The organism is Chryseomicrobium palamuruense (genome assembly GCF_042649045.1).
Taxonomy (GTDB): Bacteria; Bacillota; Bacilli; order Bacillales_A; family Planococcaceae; genus Chryseomicrobium; species Chryseomicrobium palamuruense.
In genome coordinates, this window is record NZ_JBHSEF010000011.1 from 75,974 (window position 1) to 93,726 (window position 17,753).

The following is a 17,753-nucleotide window of genomic DNA, read 5'->3' on the forward strand; positions in this document are numbered from 1 at the left end:
GAAACAGCATGGACGTATTATTTCGAAATGTACGCGAACTTGTCGAACGTGCAGAAAATGAAAATAAATTAATTTCAGAAATTATGATTGAGCAAGAAATGATGATTACTAATCGCAGCCGCGATGATATCATGGTCCAAATGGATCGCAATTTAACAGTCATGGAAGAAGCCGTGGAAAAAGGATTGCAGGGTGTTCGGTCCACGTCAGGATTAACGGGCGGCGATGCCGTTCTTATTCAAGAATATATGGCAAAAGGAAATACATTATCAGGTGATTTACTTTTAGACGCTGTTAGTAAAGCTGTAGCAACAAATGAAGTAAATGCTGCAATGGGAACGATCTGTGCAACCCCGACAGCAGGATCAGCTGGAGTTGTTCCAGGAACCCTTTTTGCGGTCATTCATAAGTTGAATCCGACACGAGAGCAAATGATTCGCTATTTATTTACCTCTGGCGCATTTGGTTTTGTAGTGGCGAACAATGCTTCGATTTCTGGAGCTGCTGGTGGGTGTCAAGCAGAAGTTGGCTCTGCTGCAGGAATGGCAGCGGCAGCCATTGTCGAAATGGCGGGTGGAACACCACAACAATGTTCAGAAGCATTTGCAATTACATTGAAAAACATGTTAGGTCTAGTGTGTGATCCTGTGGCAGGATTAGTGGAAGTACCGTGTGTAAAACGAAATGCCATGGGAGCTGCAAACTCACTCGTCGCAGCAGATATGGCACTTGCTGGTGTGACAAGCCGCATACCTTGTGACGAGGTCATTGATGCCATGTACAAAATCGGTCAAACGATGCCGACTGCTTTAAAAGAAACAGCACAAGGCGGTCTAGCTGCGACACCAACCGGTCGTTGGTTAGAAGCAAAAATATTCGGTGGTGCGGTAGTTGACCGTGAAAGCTGATTTAGCGCAAGAGTCTATCACTTCTTTAAAGGGTGTGGGAAAAGCAACAGCAGAGGCATTACAAGAACTGGGCATCTCCACATGGGAAGATGTCCTGTTCACGTTTCCGACCCGTCACGAAGACTTTCGTTTAAAAGATTTGACACTCACTGATCATAATGAACGAGTGACTGTCGAAGGACGCGTAGAGAGTGAGCCCACTATTTTATTTATGGGCAAGAAGTCTAGATTACAAGTCAAAATATTAACAGGGCGTCACTTAATCAAAGCTGTATTTTTTAATCAACCGTACTTAAAATCCAAATTGATTCCGGGTGAGATTGTCACGATTTCTGGGAAATGGGACAAAGGACGACAGGTCATTCAAGCGTCGAACCATCAGATGGGGCCACGAACCGATACGCATGATTTTGAACCGGTTTATGCCTTGCGAGGTCGCGTCACTCAGAAAGTGTTTCGAAGAATTCTGGCTCAGATATTTGAGCAGGTGAGTACTCAACTCGTAGACCCCCTACCAGAATCGGTACGGGAACCATACCGACTTCCGGAATTGTATGAAGCATTAAAAGCGATTCATTTTCCCGAAGATGAAATGCTTACAAAAAATGCTCGGCGTCGCTTTGTATATGAGGAGCTCTTACAGTTCCAACTCAAAATGCAGGCGTTGAAAAAGTTTCGTAAAGAAGCAAGTGTTGGACAAACGGTCACTTATGACCCACTCGTCGTGAATCAGTTTGTTGCCTCTCTACCATATCAATTAACAGGTGCACAAACACGGGCAACCGAGGAAATTCTACGAGACTTGAGAGCCCCGTTTCAAATGAACCGTCTCTTACAAGGAGATGTGGGGTCCGGTAAAACTGTCGTCGCAGCAATTGCTTTAGTTGCAGCATTTAGTGCGGGTCTACAAGGAGCCCTTATGGCCCCAACGGAAATTCTAGCAGAACAACATGCGAATTCATTTTTTGACTGGTTAGAGCCGTTTGGTATGAAAGTTGCTCTACTAACTGGTTCAACAAAAACAAAAGCAAGGCGATTGATTCTTGAGGGGTTGGCAAGTGGCGACATCCATGTCGTCATTGGTACTCATGCGCTCATCCAGCCTGATGTCCAGTTCAAACAGCTTGGAGTTGTCGTCACTGACGAACAACACCGGTTCGGAGTCGAGCAACGTAGGGTCTTGAAAACGAAAGGGTTAGAACCAGATGTTTTGTTCATGACGGCCACCCCTATTCCACGAACGCTAGCCATTACAGCATTCGGAGAAATGGATGTCACCATCCTCGATGAGATGCCAGCTGGACGCAAACCAATAGAGACGTATTGGATGAAAGAACAGCAAGTGCCCGCTCTCCTTCAGCGGTTAAGAAAAGAGCTTGATGCAGGAAGGCAGGCTTATGTCATCTGCCCCCTAATTGAAGAGTCTGACAAACTGGAGCTTCAAAACGTGCTTGAAATTTACCACCAGCTTCAGCAGTTTTATGAACCAGTCTTTAAAGTCGATTTAATGCACGGAAAATTGCCTTCCGATGAAAAAGATCTCGTCATGCGGCGGTTTGCAGATAATGAAAGTCACATACTCGTCTCGACTACAGTTGTCGAAGTTGGAGTGAACGTCCCGAATGCAACTTTTATGATGATCTTCGATGCGGAACGCTTTGGACTTGCCCAGCTTCACCAGTTACGAGGACGTGTAGGTCGAGGAGAACATCAATCCTATTGCGTTCTCATTGCGGACCCAAAGACCGAAGTGGGTAAAGAGCGAATGCAATCGATGACGGAAACGACAGACGGGTTTGTGCTCGCTGAGAAAGATTTAGAGCTTCGAGGTCCAGGTGACTTTTTCGGTAGAAAACAAAGCGGGATGCCGGAATTTAAAATCGCTGATCTTGTTCATGATTACCGAGCATTACAGACTGCTAGGGAAGATGCGGAAAAGCTCGTGGAGTCCCATCATTTTTGGCATTCTGAGGAATGGCGATGGTATCGTGGACAACTTGAGGCTTCTGGGATTATCGATGGCGGACGTATTGATTAAGAATGCAGGAACGAAACAGTTCTTGCATTCTTTTTTTTCTATTTATATACTGATATTAGTACCAAGTGCTAATTGAGGTGATTAAAGTGCGGTATTCAAAGAAAGAACGTCAATCACAGTTAATGGAAAAGCTGAACCAGCAACCGTTTATCACGGATGAACAATTAGCTGAAATGTTTCGTGTAAGTGTTCAAACGATCCGACTTGACCGCATGGAGCTCGCGATTCCTGAGCTACGAGAGCGTATCCGACATGTTGCAAATGATCGTTTGGAAACAGTGAAATCATTGACAGAAGCGGATGTCATCGGTGAAATTGTTGATTTGACACTAGGCAAATCGGCAATCTCACTTCTTGAAGTTGGACAAGAGCATGTCTTTAAAAAACGAAACATCGTGAGAGGGCATCATTTATTTGCCCAAGCCAATTCTCTAGCCGTTGCTATCTTAGATGATGAGTTGGCGCTGACAAAATCCTCTACAGTACACTTTATAAAACAAGTAAAAATAGGGGACCGTGTCATCGCTAAAGCAACTGTAAAAGAACAACGCTCCGAGACGAACTCGTTGATTCATGTCGTTAGTAAAGTCAATCAAGAGACCGTGTTTGAGGGAGAATTTGATATGTACCATAGTTCAAATACAAAGACAAAGAAGAAGGTGATTGAATGAAATTAGCACTCGACGGAATGGGTGGAGATCACGCACCAGGTGAAATTATTAAAGGTGCTTACCGAGCACTGGAGGAATTCACAGATCTCGAAATTCAACTCTATGGCATTGAAGCACAGATGGCTCCTTTTTTAAAAGAGCATCCTCGTTTAACCGTTATCCCAACTACAGAAAAAATAGATGCGGAAGATGAACCGGTGCGTGCTATTCGCCGCAAGAAAGATGCATCTATGGTGCGCATGGCCCAAGCTGTAAAAGAAGGGCATGCTGACGCTTGTGTATCAGCAGGAAACACGGGAGCTCTTATGGCTGCAGGACTATTTATTGTGGGCCGCATTCCCGGAATCGACCGCCCAGCACTTGCGCCTACTTTACCAACCATTGACGGAAAAGGATTTGTCATGCTAGATCTTGGAGCGAATGCTGATGCGAAACCAGAACATTTGGTGCAGTACGCGATTATGGGTTCGATTTACGCAAAAAATGTCCGGTCCATTGAACGGCCACGTGTCGGTCTATTAAACATCGGAACGGAGCCGGGTAAAGGGAATGAGCTGACGAAACAAGCATATGAGCTATTGCAACAAGCAGATGTTCATTTCATCGGAAACGTAGAAGCACGTGACCTATTAGATGGTGTAGCTGATGTTGTCGTGACAGATGGATTTACAGGAAATATGGTATTGAAAACGATTGAAGGTACAGCAGGTAGTTTATTCAAGATGTTAAAACAGACGTTTATGAAATCAACTAAAACAAAGCTTGCCGCTGCATTAGTGAAGAGTGATCTATCTGATTTAAAAGGGCTCATGGATTATACAGAATACGGAGGGGCAGGACTCTTTGGATTAAATGCTCCAGTCATCAAAGCACATGGATCCTCGAATGAGAATGCGATTTTCCATGCCATTCGCCAAGCCCGAACGATGACGGAATGGAAAGTAAGTGACGTCATCCAAGAAACGATTGGAAAGGAAAGTTGATATGAAACTTGCATTTATTTTTCCGGGACAAGGTTCACAAAGTGTCGGTATGGCAAAAGAACTTGTTGAAGAATACCCAAAATACCAAAAGTATTTAGATGTTGCAGAAGAAGCACTCGGCTATTCGATTTCCAATTTGATGTTCAATGGACCGATAGAAGAACTGACAAAAACGTATCACGCCCAACCTGCTCTATTACTTAGTAGCACGATTGCAGCTTCCCTACTTATGGAGAACGGGATCGAGCCAGATTATGTGGCGGGTCATTCCCTGGGAGAATACTCGGCTCTTGTGATGGCAGGAACTCTCTCTGTAAAAGACGGGGCAGCCGTTGTCAACAAGCGAGGGAAGTTCATGAATGAAGCAGTTCCCGCTGGTGAAGGCGCGATGGCCGCTATTTTAGGATTGGATGCAGAGAAGTTGAAGCCAGTAACCGATGCAGTGACGGAACAAGGTCATTCTGTACAAATCGCCAACTTGAACTGCCCAGGCCAAATTGTCATTTCAGGAACGGCAGAAGGTGTAGATAAGGCTTCCGCTCTAGCGAAAGAGGCGGGTGCAAAACGTGCTATACCTCTTACTGTCAGTGGTCCATTTCACTCTTCGTTGATGCGACCCGCTGCAGCTAAGCTTGGTGTGGAACTCACTCTCGTGTCCATGCACCCGCCCAAAATGCCGGTCGTGGCAAATGTTACGGCTCTTCCGGTGGGGGATGTCAGGACAATTCGTCAATTATTAATAGATCAAGTATCTTCTCCGGTTAGGTGGGAAGATTCTGTTCGCCAAATGATTGAGTTAGGTGTCGATACGTTTATTGAATGTGGGCCAGGAAATGTCCTTTCCGGACTCGTTCGAAAGATTGACCGTTCAGTTACCGTTCATTCGGTGTTTGATCCGGCAAGTTTAGAGAAAACAGTTCAAGCCCTAAAGGGGGAAACAATATGAGTTTATCTGGAAAAGTTGCGGTCGTCACTGGCGCGTCCCGTGGCATTGGCCGTTCCATCGCCTTGCACTTAGCAGAAAAAGGGGCAAAGGTTGTTGTGAACTACAGTGGAAGCGAAGCGAAAGCGAAAGAGGTTGTTGAAAACATTAAATCTGCTGGTGGTGAGGCCATTGCGGTTCAAGCTTCTGTAGCGAGTGCGGACGACGTCACGCGACTAATGAAAGAAACGATGGATCAGTTTGGTTCTATTGATATTCTTGTCAACAATGCAGGGATTACGCGTGACAATCTCCTCATGCGTATGAAGGATGATGAGTGGGAAGATGTCATCTCAACGAATTTAAAGGGAGTGTACCTAACGACGAAGGCTGTGGCACGACAGATGATGAAACAGCGTAAAGGCCGCATCATTAACGTATCGTCAATTGTTGGCGCAACAGGTAACCCAGGACAAACCAACTATGTCGCTGCAAAGGCTGGTGTCATCGGGATGACGAAGTCTGTAGCGCAAGAATTGGCGTCCCGCGGCATTACAGTAAATGCGGTGGCTCCAGGTTTTATTGAAACGGAAATGACAGAACAATTGCCGGAAGATATTAAATCGGCCATGCTTGCGCAAATTCCTCTTCAACATTTCGGAAAGCCGGAAGATATCGCTGCTGCTATTGAATTTCTCGCTTCAGATGAAGCGGGATATATTACAGGGCAGACGCTACACGTTAACGGCGGAATGTATATGTAATCTGGTCAGACCACTAAATATTTCGTATACTTATTTGAGGGGAGGTGACTTAAATGTCAACAGTATTAGAACGCGTAACAAAAGTAATCGTCGACCGTCTTGGTGTCGATGAAAGCGAAGTGAAAATGGAAGCGTCTTTCCGTGAGGATCTAGGTGCAGATTCATTAGACGTAGTTGAACTTGTGATGGAACTTGAAGATGAGTTCGACATGGAAATTTCAGACGAAGAAGCTGAAAACATCTCAACTGTAGGTTCTGCAGTTACTTATATTGAAAGCAAGATAGGCGAATAAGGAATGGGAGCACTTAGAGGACGTGTAAAATCGACACTTCTCTAGTGTTCCTTTTCTTTTGCTGAGACTATGCAAGTCACAAAATAACAAGTAAACTAGTAAGGATAGACTCATATTTAGAAAGGCTGAGACCGAATGAAGGAATCAAAAAAACGCCCTTTATATAGCCAAGATGCAAAAAAACGAATGGAAGCATTTCAACAAGATAGTGGAATCCGTTTTTCAAATGAAGCAGTACTGTTTGAGGCATTTACTCATTCTTCGTATGTCAATGAACATAGACGCAAAGCATTTGTTGACAATGAGCGTTTAGAATTTTTAGGAGACGCCGTTTTAGAAGTTGCCGTCTCGCAATATTTGTTTCACAGATATCCTAAAATGACCGAGGGAGAGTTGACGAAACTTAGAGCTTCTATAGTCTGTGAACCGTCCCTTGTTCATTTGGCGAATGAACTGCAACTAGGTACCTATATTTTGCTTGGAAAAGGCGAAGAAAACACGGGTGGACGCCAGAGGCCTGCTCTACTTGCAGATGTGTTTGAAGCACTTGTAGGAGCTCTCTATTTAGATAAGGGTCTTGATCCAGTTATTGAATTGCTTGAAAAAGTGATGTTCCCGAAAGTGGAAATCGGCGCCTTTTCAAAAGTGACCGATTATAAGAGTCAATTACAAGAACTTGTGCAACAAGATAATGCAGGTCAACTAAAATATGACATTATTGAAGAAAAGGGCCCTGCGCATAATCGAATCTTTGTGTCTCAAGTATCTCTTGACGAACAAATGCTTGGAGAAGGAAGCGGACGTTCGAAAAAAGAAGCAGAACAACAAGCAGCTCAGCTGGCTATTGTGAAATTGAAATCGGAGGATTGACCATGTTTTTAAAGAGGCTGGAAATTGTAGGCTTCAAATCATTTGCAGAACGAATCGCGGTGGATTTCGTTCCAGGTGTAACGGCTGTAGTCGGACCGAATGGAAGTGGGAAGAGCAATATTACGGATGCGATTCGTTGGGTTCTCGGAGAACAGTCAGCAAAATCTCTTCGCGGAAGTAAAATGGAAGACGTTATTTTCGCAGGTAGTGCAAGCCGAAAACAGCTGAATTTTGCAGAAGTGACATTGGTGCTCGATAACAGTCAGAACGTATTACAAACCGAATACGAAGAAGTCAGTGTCACGCGTCGTGTCTACCGCTCTGGCGATTCAGACTATCTACTCAATCGGCAAAATTGTCGCTTAAAAGACATTACGGAGCTTTTTATGGATTCGGGTCTTGGAAGAGAAGCATTCTCCATCATTTCTCAAGGGAAAGTTGACGAGATTTTAAATAGCAAAGCAGAAGATCGCCGAGCCATTTTCGAAGAAACAGCCGGTGTTTTAAAATACAAACAACGCAAAAGAAAAGCGGAATACAAATTGATTGAAACCGATGACAATTTAAGTCGAGTTCGTGATATTTTGCATGAGCTAGAAGCAAGGATTGAACCGCTTCAAATTCAGGCATCGATTGCACGAGACTATCTGGATTTCTCGAGTGAGCTGAAAGACAGAGAAGTCAATGTCACAATTTTTGATATGTCGGAAGCAATGAAAAACGTCACAAGCGAAAATCAACTTCTAGAATCACTCCAACAACAATCAGATGAAATTGCTAACAACCGACGAAGCCTTTCTCAACAGTTGGCTAAATTACGAGAAGAACTTGCGCAAAAAGAACAGCTTCTTGATGAAAAACAAGATCTTGCTGTAAATGTTACGAGCGACTTAGAACGGCAAGAAGGTCGTAAACTGGTCTTACTGGAAAAAGAACAGAATGCTCATCAACAAGCGAATAAATTGCAGGAAGCCATTCGCACAGCAGAACTTGAACTTACTGAACTCGAACAACGTCATCTGCAGATTGTGAATGCCCTTCAAGAAAAGCAACGGATTCATTCAGAAAAACGTTTGGAAAGAAAGCGTTTAGAACAATTGCTTCACACGTCAGAGGATGAACTGGAAGTTCAAATCGATCAATTAAAAGCGGACTACATAGAAATATTAAATGAGGAAGCAGCTTTAAAGAACGAACAACGCATGCTTGAAGCGCAAGTTGAAAAACAAAGCTTTCAATGGAAACGTGTGGAACAAGAAGGGCAAACAGTAAAACATGAGCTTCAGCAAGCAGAAGAACGTGAAGTATCTCTTCGCCTTGTAAAAGAACAAGCTGAAGAAAAACTAGAGAAAGCGCTGGACCAGTACAAACAAAAGAAAAACGAATTAAATGAACTGACGGATACGTATGAAACAAAAAGACAAGTTTTATTTGAAGGCTATCAACAGCTTCAGGGACTTAAGGCGAGACGGGATTCGTTAGAAGATTTAGAAGCAGAGTTCACTGGCTATTTCCAGGGTGTCCGTGAGCTTTTAAAATTGCGTGACAAGAAGGAAATGCCAGGTGTGGAAGGCGCTGTTGCGGAACTCCTAACGATTCCTCCAGATTATGTGCAAGCCATTGATACAGCCATTGGAGGACAAGCCCAGCATATTGTGATGCAGGACGCTAAAAGCGCAAGACAAGCGATTGCCTACTTAAAAACAAAACATTTGGGTAGAGCCACTTTCTTACCGTTAGATACGATGAAACCTCGCTTCGTTCAACCGAATTCACTTCGACTTGCTGAACAGCATTCCGATTTTATCGCTACGGCAAATACATTGGTGCAAACTGAACCACGCTTTGTATCCATTCGTGATCATCTCTTAGGTCACATTGTTATTGCCAAGTCATTAAAAGGCGCAAATGAAATTGCCAAACTACTGAATTTCTCTTACCGTGTCGTAACCATTGAAGGAGATGTTGTGAATCCTGGAGGGTCATTGACAGGGGGAGCCTTGAAGAAGCAGAGCTCGGTATTCACAAGAAAAACAGAGCTGACGAAACTTGTAGGTTCTGTAGAGAAGCTAGAAAAAGACCTCCAGAAAGCAGAAAGTACAGTCCATTTATTGAAAGAGCAAAAGTCAGCGAAAGAAGTTGATCTTGAATCGCTCCGTGAAACTGGAGAAAAACTGCGATCTGAACAGCAGCGAATGGTAAGTGACTGGACTGCAGCAGTGTCCACTGCGGACCGTTTGCGCGACCGCTATACAAGATACTCACTTCAACAAGAAGAGCAAGGTAGTGACCATTTAGAGGCTCAGCAGCGTATACAAGTCATTGCCAATCAGCTTGCTGATTATCTAACATCAGGAAAAGAGCTCTCATCGCAAATTGAAGAGTTAAACAACTTAAAATCGCAGTCGGTCAAACATCGCGACACCATCCAGAACCAGTTGGGTGAGTTAATGACAACGATTGCTGTTTTAAGTGAGCAAATTCATCAGCTTGAACGTGATCAACAAATGACAACAGAAAGCATGGTAAAAGCTCAAGCACAAATCCATACGTGGAAACAAGAACTTGAATGGTACCAAAATGATTCCGAGGGCCAATCTCTTCCGGATGTTGAAAAGCAAATCGAAATACTAAAACTTCAAAAACAACAACTAGGTGAAGAAATTACAGCGCTTCGCTCCAGTCGTCAACAGCTCCACCAGTCGATTCGAACACTTGAACTAGAAGAGACACGAATTGGAGACCAGCAACAGGAAACGACAATCAGAATTGAAAAGCTGCAGTTCCACAGCAAACAACGTCAGGAATTGATTACTAAGGGTCACGAACTCTTAGAAGATCGCTATGAAACAACCTATGAAGAGGCCCTTACTACTTTTACACAACCGGATGATCTGGACAGAGAACGTGCCAAAATAAGGTTACTTAAAAAATCGATTGACGAACTCGGGCCAGTAAACATAAGTGCCGTGGAAGAATTTGAACAGGTCAAGGAGCGTTATGACTTTTTACATGAACAGCGAGAAGACCTGCTCGCCGCCAAAGAAACACTCCACGACGCCATTTCCGAGATGGATATGGCAATGACAGAAAGGTTCTCAACGACGTTCTTTGCGATACAGGAGCATTTCCGCAGCGTATTCCGGAAACTGTTTGGCGGAGGTCAGGCGGATTTAGTTCTGACCGATCCTTCGAACATGCTTGAAACCGGAATCGAAATTGTCGCACAGCCTCCGGGTAAAAAACTACAAAACCTGAGTCTGTTGTCTGGGGGAGAACGAGCCCTGACAGCCATTGCCTTATTATTTGCTATCCTTCAAACGCGTCCTGTACCATTCTGTATACTGGATGAAGTAGAAGCGGCGCTTGATGAGGCAAATGTCGTTCGGTATAGTAACTACCTGCACCAATTTTCAGGAGAGACTCAGTTTATCGTGATTACTCACCGAAAAGGAACAATGGAAGGTGCAGATGTATTATATGGTGTGACGATGCAAGAATCCGGCGTTTCCAAATTGGTGTCAGTGAAGCTTGAAGAATATGTATAAAGGGTGAAAAAAATGAGTTTCTTTAAGAGGTTAAAAGAAAAGGTGAGCGGTACACCTGAAGAACAAATTGAAAAACAATCAATTACCGAAAAGTTTAAAGGTGGACTAACAAAAACACGTGAGCAATTTACTTCAAAAGTAAATGATCTTGTGGCAAAATACCGCAAAGTCGATGAGGATTTCTTTGAAGAACTCGAAGAACTGCTTTTGCAAGCGGATGTTGGTTTCGAAACAGTGATGGAACTGATGGACAAACTTCGTTATGAAGTACAGCGGAAAAACATCAAAGATACTTCTGGAATCCAATCGGTGATCTCCGAGAAGTTGGTCGAGATCTACGAAAGTGGACAAGAAGAATTAAATACACTCAACCTTCCTGAAGAAGGACTAGGGGTCATCTTATTCGTAGGTGTCAACGGTGTGGGGAAAACAACCACTATCGGAAAGCTTGCACATCAATTAAAAGAACAAGGCAAAACTGTGATGCTAGCAGCAGGGGATACATTCCGCGCAGGAGCTATTGATCAACTCCAGGAATGGGGGAACCGTGTGGGCGTAGAAGTCATCAAGCAAGCAGAAGGTTCAGATCCAGCAGCAGTGATGTACGATGCCATTCGGGCTGCCAAGAGCCGCGGAGTTGACGTGTTGATTTGTGATACCGCTGGACGTTTACAAAACAAAGTGAACTTGATGAATGAACTCGAAAAAATCCACCGTGTCATTTCTCGTGAAGTACCCGAGGCACCCCATGAAGTCTTGCTTGCGCTAGATGCAACAACTGGTCAAAATGCCTTAATTCAAGCACAAACGTTTAAAGAAGCAACCAATGTAACAGGAATTGTCTTAACCAAACTGGATGGCACAGCAAAAGGCGGAATCGTTCTTGCGATTCGCAATAAACTCGGTATCCCTGTTAAATTTGTAGGACTGGGAGAAAAAATGGATGACCTACAACCGTTTGATGCAGAGAAATATGTGTATGGATTATTTGCAGAAGGGCTTGAACTCGAGGAAGCGTCTGAATCAGAAGACAAGTAAAATTACTTGACAGTATAATTCACTGCACGTAGACTAGATGAGTATAGATAAGGAGCGAGAAGATGATTGAGAAAACAACGCGAATTAACTTTCTTTTCGATTTTTATCAGTCTCTATTAACAGACAAACAACGTTCCTATATGGAACTCTATTATTTAGATGATCTTTCTCTGGGAGAAATTGCGGAAGAGTATGAAATCTCTAGACAAGCTGTCTACGATAATATTCGCCGCACGGAAATGATGCTCGAAGAATACGAAACAAAGCTCAATTTATTTGAAAAATTCCAACAGCGTCAGCAATTGATTCTTGAACTCGAAGAGCGTATTCAAAAAGGTCAGTCACCAGCTCAGCTTGGAGAAATCATTGAACAATTGAAAAGCGTCGAATAGGAGGAGATACGCGTGGCATTTGAAGGTTTAGCAGAACGTCTCCAAGGGACGATGCAAAAAATTAAAGGCAAAGGAAAAATCAACGAAGCCGACGTCAAAGAAATGATGCGTGAAGTTCGCTTTGCGTTAATTGAAGCAGATGTGAACTTAAAAGTTGTAAAAGAGTTCGTCAAAACAGTTTCTGAACGTGCCGTCGGTCAAGATGTCATGAAAAGTTTAACCCCTGGTCAACAGGTCATTAAGATTGTTAAAGACGAGTTAACTCAGTTAATGGGGGGAGAACAAAGTAAAATCAGCTTCTCTACTCGTCCCCCTACCATTATTATGATGGTCGGGCTTCAAGGGGCTGGGAAGACAACAACTTCAGGAAAGCTTGCTTCTGTCTTGCGCAAAAAATACAATAAGAAACCACTTTTAGTGGCTGCGGACATTTACCGTCCAGCTGCCATTAAGCAGCTCGAAACGCTCGGTAAGCAATTGTCTTTACCGGTCTTTTCCCTCGGTACAGAAGTTTCTCCTGTAGAGATTGCTCGACAGGCCATTGAGCACGCAAAACAAGAACATCATGATGTGGTTCTCATCGATACGGCTGGCCGCTTACATGTCGATGAAATACTAATGGATGAACTAAAACAAATTCGTGCTATCAAAGAGCCGGATGAAATTTTCTTAGTCGTCGATTCGATGACTGGTCAAGATGCCGTAAACGTATCGCAGAGTTTTGATGGCGCCCTAGGAATTACTGGTGTGGTGCTCACGAAACTTGATGGGGACACGCGTGGTGGAGCCGCACTATCTATTCGTTCCGTTACTCAAAAACCGATAAAGTTCGTCGGGATGGGTGAAAAAATGGATGCGCTGGAAGAGTTCCATCCAGACCGTATGGCTTCTCGTATCCTTGGCATGGGAGATGTCTTATCTCTTATTGAAAAGGCACAGACAGAAGTAGATGAGTCCAAAGTGAAAGAACTCGAAGAGAAAATTCGTACACAGTCTTTCACATTTGATGATTTTATCGAACAGCTACAACAAGTGAAAAAAATGGGACCGCTTGATGAAATTTTAAAAATGCTCCCTGGAGCAGGTAAAATTAAAGGCTTAGAAAATGCGAAAGTGGATGAAAAACAGATGGGGCGAATTGAGGCTATCATTTACGCGATGACTCCTCAAGAAAAGACGAACCCAGAGATCATGAACGGCAGTCGTAAGAAACGAATTGCCAAAGGTTCAGGTACATCCATTCAAGAAGTCAATCGTCTTCTGAAGCAGTTTGAAGATATGAAAAAGATGATGAAACAGATGTCTGGAATGCAACAAAAAGGTAAGAAAAAGATGAATTTCCCAGGCATGGACAGCCTTTTTAAATAACTTTATGTAGTGTTAAGAAAAAACACTTTACAAACCATAAAATCCTTGGTAATATACTATCTTGTGTGAAACTATTCGGAGGTGCAACAACAAATGGCAGTAAAAATTCGTTTAAAACGTATGGGAGCTAAAAAATCTCCTTTCTATCGTATTGTAGTAGCTGATTCACGTTCACCACGTGACGGTCGTCAAATCGAAACAGTGGGAACTTACAACCCACTTACAAAACCAGCTGAAGTGAAAATCAATGAAGAACTAGCATTGAAATGGCTTCAAGATGGTGCGAAACCATCTGATACAGTACGTAACTTGTTCTCTGAACAAGGCATCATGGAAAAATTCCATAACGCAAAATTATCTAAATAATCGGAGGTGGCATGATGAAGCAGCTGATTGAAACGATTGTTAAACCGCTTGTAGATTTTCCTGAAGCGATTCAGGTTCATGAACAAGTTTCTGGAAACCGTGTCGTCTATAAACTTTCCGTTCATCCGGAAGATATGGGTAAAGTCATCGGAAAACAGGGACGTGTAGCGAAAGCTATTCGAACGATTGTGTATTCAGCCGCCAGCAGTCACCAAGCAAAACGAGTTTTTGTCGATATTATGGATTGATCAAAGAGGAAGAACTTTTACCGGTTCTTCCTTTTTGTTCGTTCTCTTGACCGAAAGGAATGAATTGAATGACAGAATGGTTGAATGTAGGAAAAATCGTCAATACTCATGGGATTCGTGGAGAAGTTCGCGTTATGTCGTCCACAGACTTTCCTGAGGAGCGTTTTAAAAAAGGCAGTGAGCTTGCTTTATTTGATGGTGAGAAGCTGCTGATGACGTTGAAGGTGACGTCACATCGAACACACAAAAATTTTGATTTACTGACGTTCGAGGGAATGACAAACATCAATGACGTAGAAAAATTCCGAAATCATTTTTTAAAAGTAAATAAAGATCAGTTAAATGAATTAGAAGATCATGCATACTATTATCATGAGATCATGGGATGCAGAGTCGTTTCTACGGAAGGTCAAGAAATTGGCGAAGTAACGGAAATTCTCGCTACTGGAGCAAATGATGTATGGGAAGTCACTCCTTCAAAAGGGAAAAAGCATTACATCCCGTACATCGCACAAGTCGTCCAAGAGATTGATATTGAAGAGAAGAAGATTGTGATTGATGTCATGGAAGGAATGCTTTCCGAATGAAGATCCAGATCCTCTCTCTTTTTCCGGAAATGTTTGAAGGTGTCTTCGGTCATTCCATATTAAACAAAGCACAAGAACAAGGGCGAGTCGAACTAGCTGTTACGAATTTTCGAGACTACTCGACGAATAAACATAAGCAAGTTGATGATTATCCTTACGGTGGAGGAGCAGGCATGGTATTAAAGCCAGAGCCGCTTTTCGCGGCGGTCGAAGATCTAAAAGCCAAAGCGGAAAAGCCACCTCGAGTAATTTTAATGTGTCCCCAAGGAGAACGTTTTACTCAGAAGAAAGCGGAAGAACTAGCGAATGAAGACTCTCTCCTTTTCATTTGTGGTCACTATGAAGGATATGACGAGCGTATCCGTGAGCACTTGGTGACGGATGAGATTTCTTTAGGAGATTTCGTATTAACTGGTGGGGAACTTGCTGCCATGACCGTCATTGATAGTGTCGTACGACTACTTCCGGATGTTCTTGGCAATCAAGTGTCGCATCAAGACGATTCGTTTTCCACAGGCTTATTAGAACACCCCCAATATACACGTCCTGCCGATTTTAACGGGTTAAAGGTACCTGAGGTCTTATTGTCAGGGAATCATGCAAAAATTGAAAAATGGCGACGTGATGAGTCATTACGTCGGACGCTTGAGAGAAGGCCTGATTTACTTGAGACTGCTGAGCTAACAGAGGAAGATCGCGCATTCTTAAAGAAGCTAGAAATCTAGGTGACAAGTATTGCAACTTGTCAAACTGTGTGATATGATGATTGATGTGCTTTCCTAGAAAGCATCTATTTTGGGTGTTCCGCTGCAGCGTTTAGAGGGTGTAAGAGCATTCGTATAAGGAGAGAAATGATTATGCAAAACATTATTTCAGAAATCACAAAAGATCAGCTTCGTTCTGACCTACCAACATTCCGTCCTGGAGACACTGTACGTGTACACGTTAAAGTTGTCGAGGGTACTCGTGAACGTTTACAGGTATTCGAAGGTGTAGTCATCAAACGTCGTGGTGGCGGAATCAGTGAAACGTTTACAGTGCGTAAAATTTCATCTGGTGTAGGCGTTGAGCGTACATTCCCAGTTCACACACCAAAGATTGCACGTCTTGAAGTGGTTCGTCGCGGTAAAGTACGCCGTGCGAAATTGTATTACCTACGTAACCTACGTGGTAAAGCAGCACGCATCAAAGAACTTCGCTAATCCGATTACTGCATGTCGTCTGTTGACGGCGTGCAGTTTTTTCTTTTACTTAGAGCTCTCGCTAGAGGTTCGCGCGTTTTTTTTGTACTATAGTAGTTGAGGGGAGAGCGAGAAAATGGAAACCACTAAAAAGAAAAATGAAGTTTGGGAATGGGCAAAGGCGATCTTGATCGCATTTAGTATTGCAGCAATTATCCGTTTCTTCTTATTTACACCGATTGTCGTGGACGGAGAGTCCATGATGCCAACACTTCATCATGGCGACCGCATGGTAGTGAACAAAATTGGTTATGAGCTAGGTGAACCCGACCGATTTGAAATTGTCGTCTTCCATGCGCCTGAACAAAAAAATTACATTAAACGCATTATTGGCTTACCAGGTGACCACGTTGCCTATCAAAACGATCAACTATACATCAATGGGAAAGCCATTCCGGAACCTCATTTAGAGGAATTTAAAAATCAAATTTCTGAAGGTACATTGACAGAAGACTTTACACTTGAAGAGTTAACACAATTAAGTGAGATTCCAGAGGGCTACTTCTTTGTGATGGGTGACAATCGTCGTTACTCCAAAGATAGCCGACATATTGGATTAATTGCTGAAGAAGAAATCATTGGCACAACGAATCTGGTCTTTTGGCCCCTTCAAGATATCACGATTGTAGAATAGAGGTGGGTGTATGACCATTCAGTGGTTCCCTGGGCATATGGCAAAAGCCCGAAGAGAAGTAACCGAAAATTTAAAGCTTGTGGATATTATATTTGAACTGGTGGATGCACGTTTACCGGTATCTTCACGAAATCCGATGCTTGAACAAATCGTTCATCAGAAAATCAAATTAATGATTTTAACGAAGGCAGATATGGCGGATGAACATCAAACTGCTAAATGGATTCACCACTTTAGTGAACAAGGTATTCAAGCCGTAGCCATCAATTCTTTTGAAGGACGTGACCTTCAAAAAGTATTGAAAGAAACAAAAGTATTACTACAGCCTAAATTCGATCGTATGAAAGCGCGCGGCATGAAGCCACGAGCCATCCGTGCGATGATTCTAGGCATTCCAAACGTTGGGAAGTCTACACTAATCAATCGTTTTGCGAAAAAGAATATTGCACGAACTGGAAATACACCGGGTGTCACAAAATCACAACAGTGGATAAAGATTGCCAAAGAGCTTGAACTTCTAGATACGCCTGGTATTCTCTGGCCGAAGTTTGAAGACCAAGAGATTGGCTATAAACTGGCTCTTACAGGTGCCATTAAAGATGCAGTTGTTCGCATGGAAGATCTTGCTGTTTATGGCCTTCGATTTTTAGAAGCACATTATCCAGAACGACTTCAAGAACGCTATCAACTGAAAACTGTAGGTGAAGATTTAGAAGCGGTGTTCCAGCATATCGGCACCTTACGGAAGACGTTTTCTACAGGTGGAGAAGTTGATTATGATGCAGTAGCAGAGCTGATTGTTCGTGACATTCGCAACGAATATCTTGGCCGGTTAACCTTTGATTTTACAGAAGAACAACAGTAACCCTTTAGCCTAAGCTA

The 17,753-nt window shown here is 43.1% G+C and carries 19 protein-coding genes; all 19 read left to right on the forward strand.

Annotation, left to right across the window (positions count from 1 at the left end; all coding sequences use genetic code 11):
• Positions 1 to 8: 8 nt before the first annotated feature.
• The 19 genes from sdaAA (at position 9) to ylqF (ending at position 17,736) form a co-directional block, all read left to right on the forward strand.
• Positions 9 to 908 carry an L-serine ammonia-lyase, iron-sulfur-dependent, subunit alpha gene (sdaAA, locus tag ACFO0S_RS04915; protein ID WP_378140700.1) on the forward strand — a complete coding sequence of 300 codons (900 nt, stop codon included), beginning with the start codon at positions 9 to 11 and terminating at the stop codon, positions 906 to 908.
• Positions 898 to 2,946, forward strand: coding sequence for an ATP-dependent DNA helicase RecG (gene recG, locus ACFO0S_RS04920; RefSeq protein WP_378140956.1), 2,049 nt, complete (start codon positions 898 to 900; stop codon positions 2,944 to 2,946). The genes sdaAA and recG overlap by 11 nt, the downstream gene beginning before the upstream one ends.
• Positions 2,947 to 3,026: 80 nt before the next feature.
• Positions 3,027 to 3,617, forward strand: a complete 591-nt coding sequence (gene fapR / locus ACFO0S_RS04925; RefSeq protein ID WP_378140957.1) for a transcription factor FapR — start codon at positions 3,027 to 3,029, stop codon at positions 3,615 to 3,617.
• Positions 3,614 to 4,600, forward strand: a complete 987-nt coding sequence (gene plsX / locus ACFO0S_RS04930; RefSeq protein ID WP_378140701.1) for a phosphate acyltransferase PlsX — start codon at positions 3,614 to 3,616, stop codon at positions 4,598 to 4,600. Before fapR ends, plsX begins: the two co-directional genes overlap by 4 nt.
• 1 nt (position 4,601) lies before the next feature.
• The gene (fabD, locus tag ACFO0S_RS04935; protein ID WP_378140702.1) at positions 4,602 to 5,546 is read left to right on the forward strand and encodes an ACP S-malonyltransferase; all 945 of its coding nucleotides are present in this window, start codon (positions 4,602 to 4,604) and stop codon (positions 5,544 to 5,546) included.
• Positions 5,543 to 6,286 (forward strand): 3-oxoacyl-[acyl-carrier-protein] reductase, encoded by a 744-nt coding sequence (gene fabG, locus ACFO0S_RS04940; RefSeq protein ID WP_378140703.1) that lies wholly within the window; start codon positions 5,543 to 5,545, stop codon positions 6,284 to 6,286. The genes fabD and fabG overlap by 4 nt, the downstream gene beginning before the upstream one ends.
• 53 nt (positions 6,287 to 6,339) lie before the next feature.
• Positions 6,340 to 6,579: an acyl carrier protein gene (gene acpP / locus ACFO0S_RS04945; RefSeq protein ID WP_378140704.1), complete on the forward strand. Its 240-nt coding sequence runs from the start codon at positions 6,340 to 6,342 to the stop codon at positions 6,577 to 6,579.
• Between the two features lie 186 nt (positions 6,580 to 6,765).
• A complete protein-coding gene (gene rnc, locus ACFO0S_RS04950; protein WP_378140958.1) occupies positions 6,766 to 7,449 on the forward strand; it encodes a ribonuclease III in 684 nt (227 codons plus the stop codon).
• Between the two features lie 2 nt (positions 7,450 to 7,451).
• Positions 7,452 to 10,997: a chromosome segregation protein SMC gene (gene smc / locus ACFO0S_RS04955; RefSeq protein WP_378140705.1), complete on the forward strand. Its 3,546-nt coding sequence runs from the start codon at positions 7,452 to 7,454 to the stop codon at positions 10,995 to 10,997.
• Between the two features lie 12 nt (positions 10,998 to 11,009).
• Entirely contained in the window at positions 11,010 to 12,035 is a 1,026-nt protein-coding gene (ftsY, locus tag ACFO0S_RS04960) for a signal recognition particle-docking protein FtsY (RefSeq protein WP_378140706.1), read from the forward strand.
• Positions 12,036 to 12,097: 62 nt separating this feature from the next.
• Positions 12,098 to 12,427 (forward strand): putative DNA-binding protein, encoded by a 330-nt coding sequence (locus tag ACFO0S_RS04965; protein ID WP_378140707.1) that lies wholly within the window; start codon positions 12,098 to 12,100, stop codon positions 12,425 to 12,427.
• 12 nt (positions 12,428 to 12,439) lie between these two features.
• Positions 12,440 to 13,795: a signal recognition particle protein gene (ffh, locus tag ACFO0S_RS04970; protein WP_378140708.1), complete on the forward strand. Its 1,356-nt coding sequence runs from the start codon at positions 12,440 to 12,442 to the stop codon at positions 13,793 to 13,795.
• A gap of 93 nt (positions 13,796 to 13,888) precedes the next feature.
• On the forward strand, positions 13,889 to 14,161 hold the full coding sequence (rpsP, locus tag ACFO0S_RS04975; protein ID WP_342525848.1) for a 30S ribosomal protein S16: 273 nt from the start codon (positions 13,889 to 13,891) through the stop codon (positions 14,159 to 14,161).
• Positions 14,162 to 14,175: 14 nt separating this feature from the next.
• Positions 14,176 to 14,409: a KH domain-containing protein gene (locus ACFO0S_RS04980; protein ID WP_378140709.1), complete on the forward strand. Its 234-nt coding sequence runs from the start codon at positions 14,176 to 14,178 to the stop codon at positions 14,407 to 14,409.
• Positions 14,410 to 14,477: 68 nt separating this feature from the next.
• Positions 14,478 to 14,996 (forward strand): ribosome maturation factor RimM, encoded by a 519-nt coding sequence (rimM, locus tag ACFO0S_RS04985; protein WP_378140710.1) that lies wholly within the window; start codon positions 14,478 to 14,480, stop codon positions 14,994 to 14,996.
• Complete coding sequence (gene trmD, locus ACFO0S_RS04990) at positions 14,993 to 15,721, forward strand: tRNA (guanosine(37)-N1)-methyltransferase TrmD (protein WP_378140711.1); 729 nt, start codon at positions 14,993 to 14,995, stop codon at positions 15,719 to 15,721. Before rimM ends, trmD begins: the two co-directional genes overlap by 4 nt.
• A 132-nt stretch (positions 15,722 to 15,853) precedes the next feature.
• Entirely contained in the window at positions 15,854 to 16,198 is a 345-nt protein-coding gene (gene rplS / locus ACFO0S_RS04995) for a 50S ribosomal protein L19 (protein ID WP_378140712.1), read from the forward strand.
• A 115-nt stretch (positions 16,199 to 16,313) separates the two neighbouring features.
• Positions 16,314 to 16,871 carry a signal peptidase I gene (lepB, locus tag ACFO0S_RS05000; RefSeq protein WP_378140713.1) on the forward strand — a complete coding sequence of 186 codons (558 nt, stop codon included), beginning with the start codon at positions 16,314 to 16,316 and terminating at the stop codon, positions 16,869 to 16,871.
• 10 nt (positions 16,872 to 16,881) lie between these two features.
• Complete coding sequence (ylqF, locus tag ACFO0S_RS05005; protein ID WP_378140714.1) at positions 16,882 to 17,736, forward strand: ribosome biogenesis GTPase YlqF; 855 nt, start codon at positions 16,882 to 16,884, stop codon at positions 17,734 to 17,736.
• Positions 17,737 to 17,753: the final 17 nt, after the last annotated feature.

Excerpts from the sequence above, each read along its gene's own strand:
- rimM (WP_378140710.1), top strand. The coding sequence starts at position 14,478 with ATGACAGAATGGTTGAATGTAGGAAAAATCGTCAATACTCATGGGATT.
- rplS (WP_378140712.1), top strand. The coding sequence starts at position 15,854 with ATGCAAAACATTATTTCAGAAATCACAAAAGATCAGCTTCGTTCTGAC.
- fabG (WP_378140703.1), top strand. The coding sequence starts at position 5,543 with ATGAGTTTATCTGGAAAAGTTGCGGTCGTCACTGGCGCGTCCCGTGGC.
- ylqF (WP_378140714.1), top strand. The coding sequence starts at position 16,882 with ATGACCATTCAGTGGTTCCCTGGGCATATGGCAAAAGCCCGAAGAGAA.
- ftsY (WP_378140706.1), top strand. The coding sequence starts at position 11,010 with ATGAGTTTCTTTAAGAGGTTAAAAGAAAAGGTGAGCGGTACACCTGAA.
- rnc (WP_378140958.1), top strand. The coding sequence starts at position 6,766 with ATGGAAGCATTTCAACAAGATAGTGGAATCCGTTTTTCAAATGAAGCA.
- plsX (WP_378140701.1), top strand. The coding sequence starts at position 3,614 with ATGAAATTAGCACTCGACGGAATGGGTGGAGATCACGCACCAGGTGAA.
- rpsP (WP_342525848.1), top strand. The coding sequence starts at position 13,889 with ATGGCAGTAAAAATTCGTTTAAAACGTATGGGAGCTAAAAAATCTCCT.
- acpP (WP_378140704.1), top strand. The coding sequence starts at position 6,340 with ATGTCAACAGTATTAGAACGCGTAACAAAAGTAATCGTCGACCGTCTT.
- sdaAA (WP_378140700.1), top strand. The coding sequence starts at position 9 with ATGGACGTATTATTTCGAAATGTACGCGAACTTGTCGAACGTGCAGAA.
- fabD (WP_378140702.1), top strand. The coding sequence starts at position 4,602 with ATGAAACTTGCATTTATTTTTCCGGGACAAGGTTCACAAAGTGTCGGT.
- smc (WP_378140705.1), top strand. The coding sequence starts at position 7,452 with ATGTTTTTAAAGAGGCTGGAAATTGTAGGCTTCAAATCATTTGCAGAA.
- ACFO0S_RS04980 (WP_378140709.1), top strand. The coding sequence starts at position 14,176 with ATGAAGCAGCTGATTGAAACGATTGTTAAACCGCTTGTAGATTTTCCT.
- ACFO0S_RS04965 (WP_378140707.1), top strand. The coding sequence starts at position 12,098 with ATGATTGAGAAAACAACGCGAATTAACTTTCTTTTCGATTTTTATCAG.
- lepB (WP_378140713.1), top strand. The coding sequence starts at position 16,314 with ATGGAAACCACTAAAAAGAAAAATGAAGTTTGGGAATGGGCAAAGGCG.
- trmD (WP_378140711.1), top strand. The coding sequence starts at position 14,993 with ATGAAGATCCAGATCCTCTCTCTTTTTCCGGAAATGTTTGAAGGTGTC.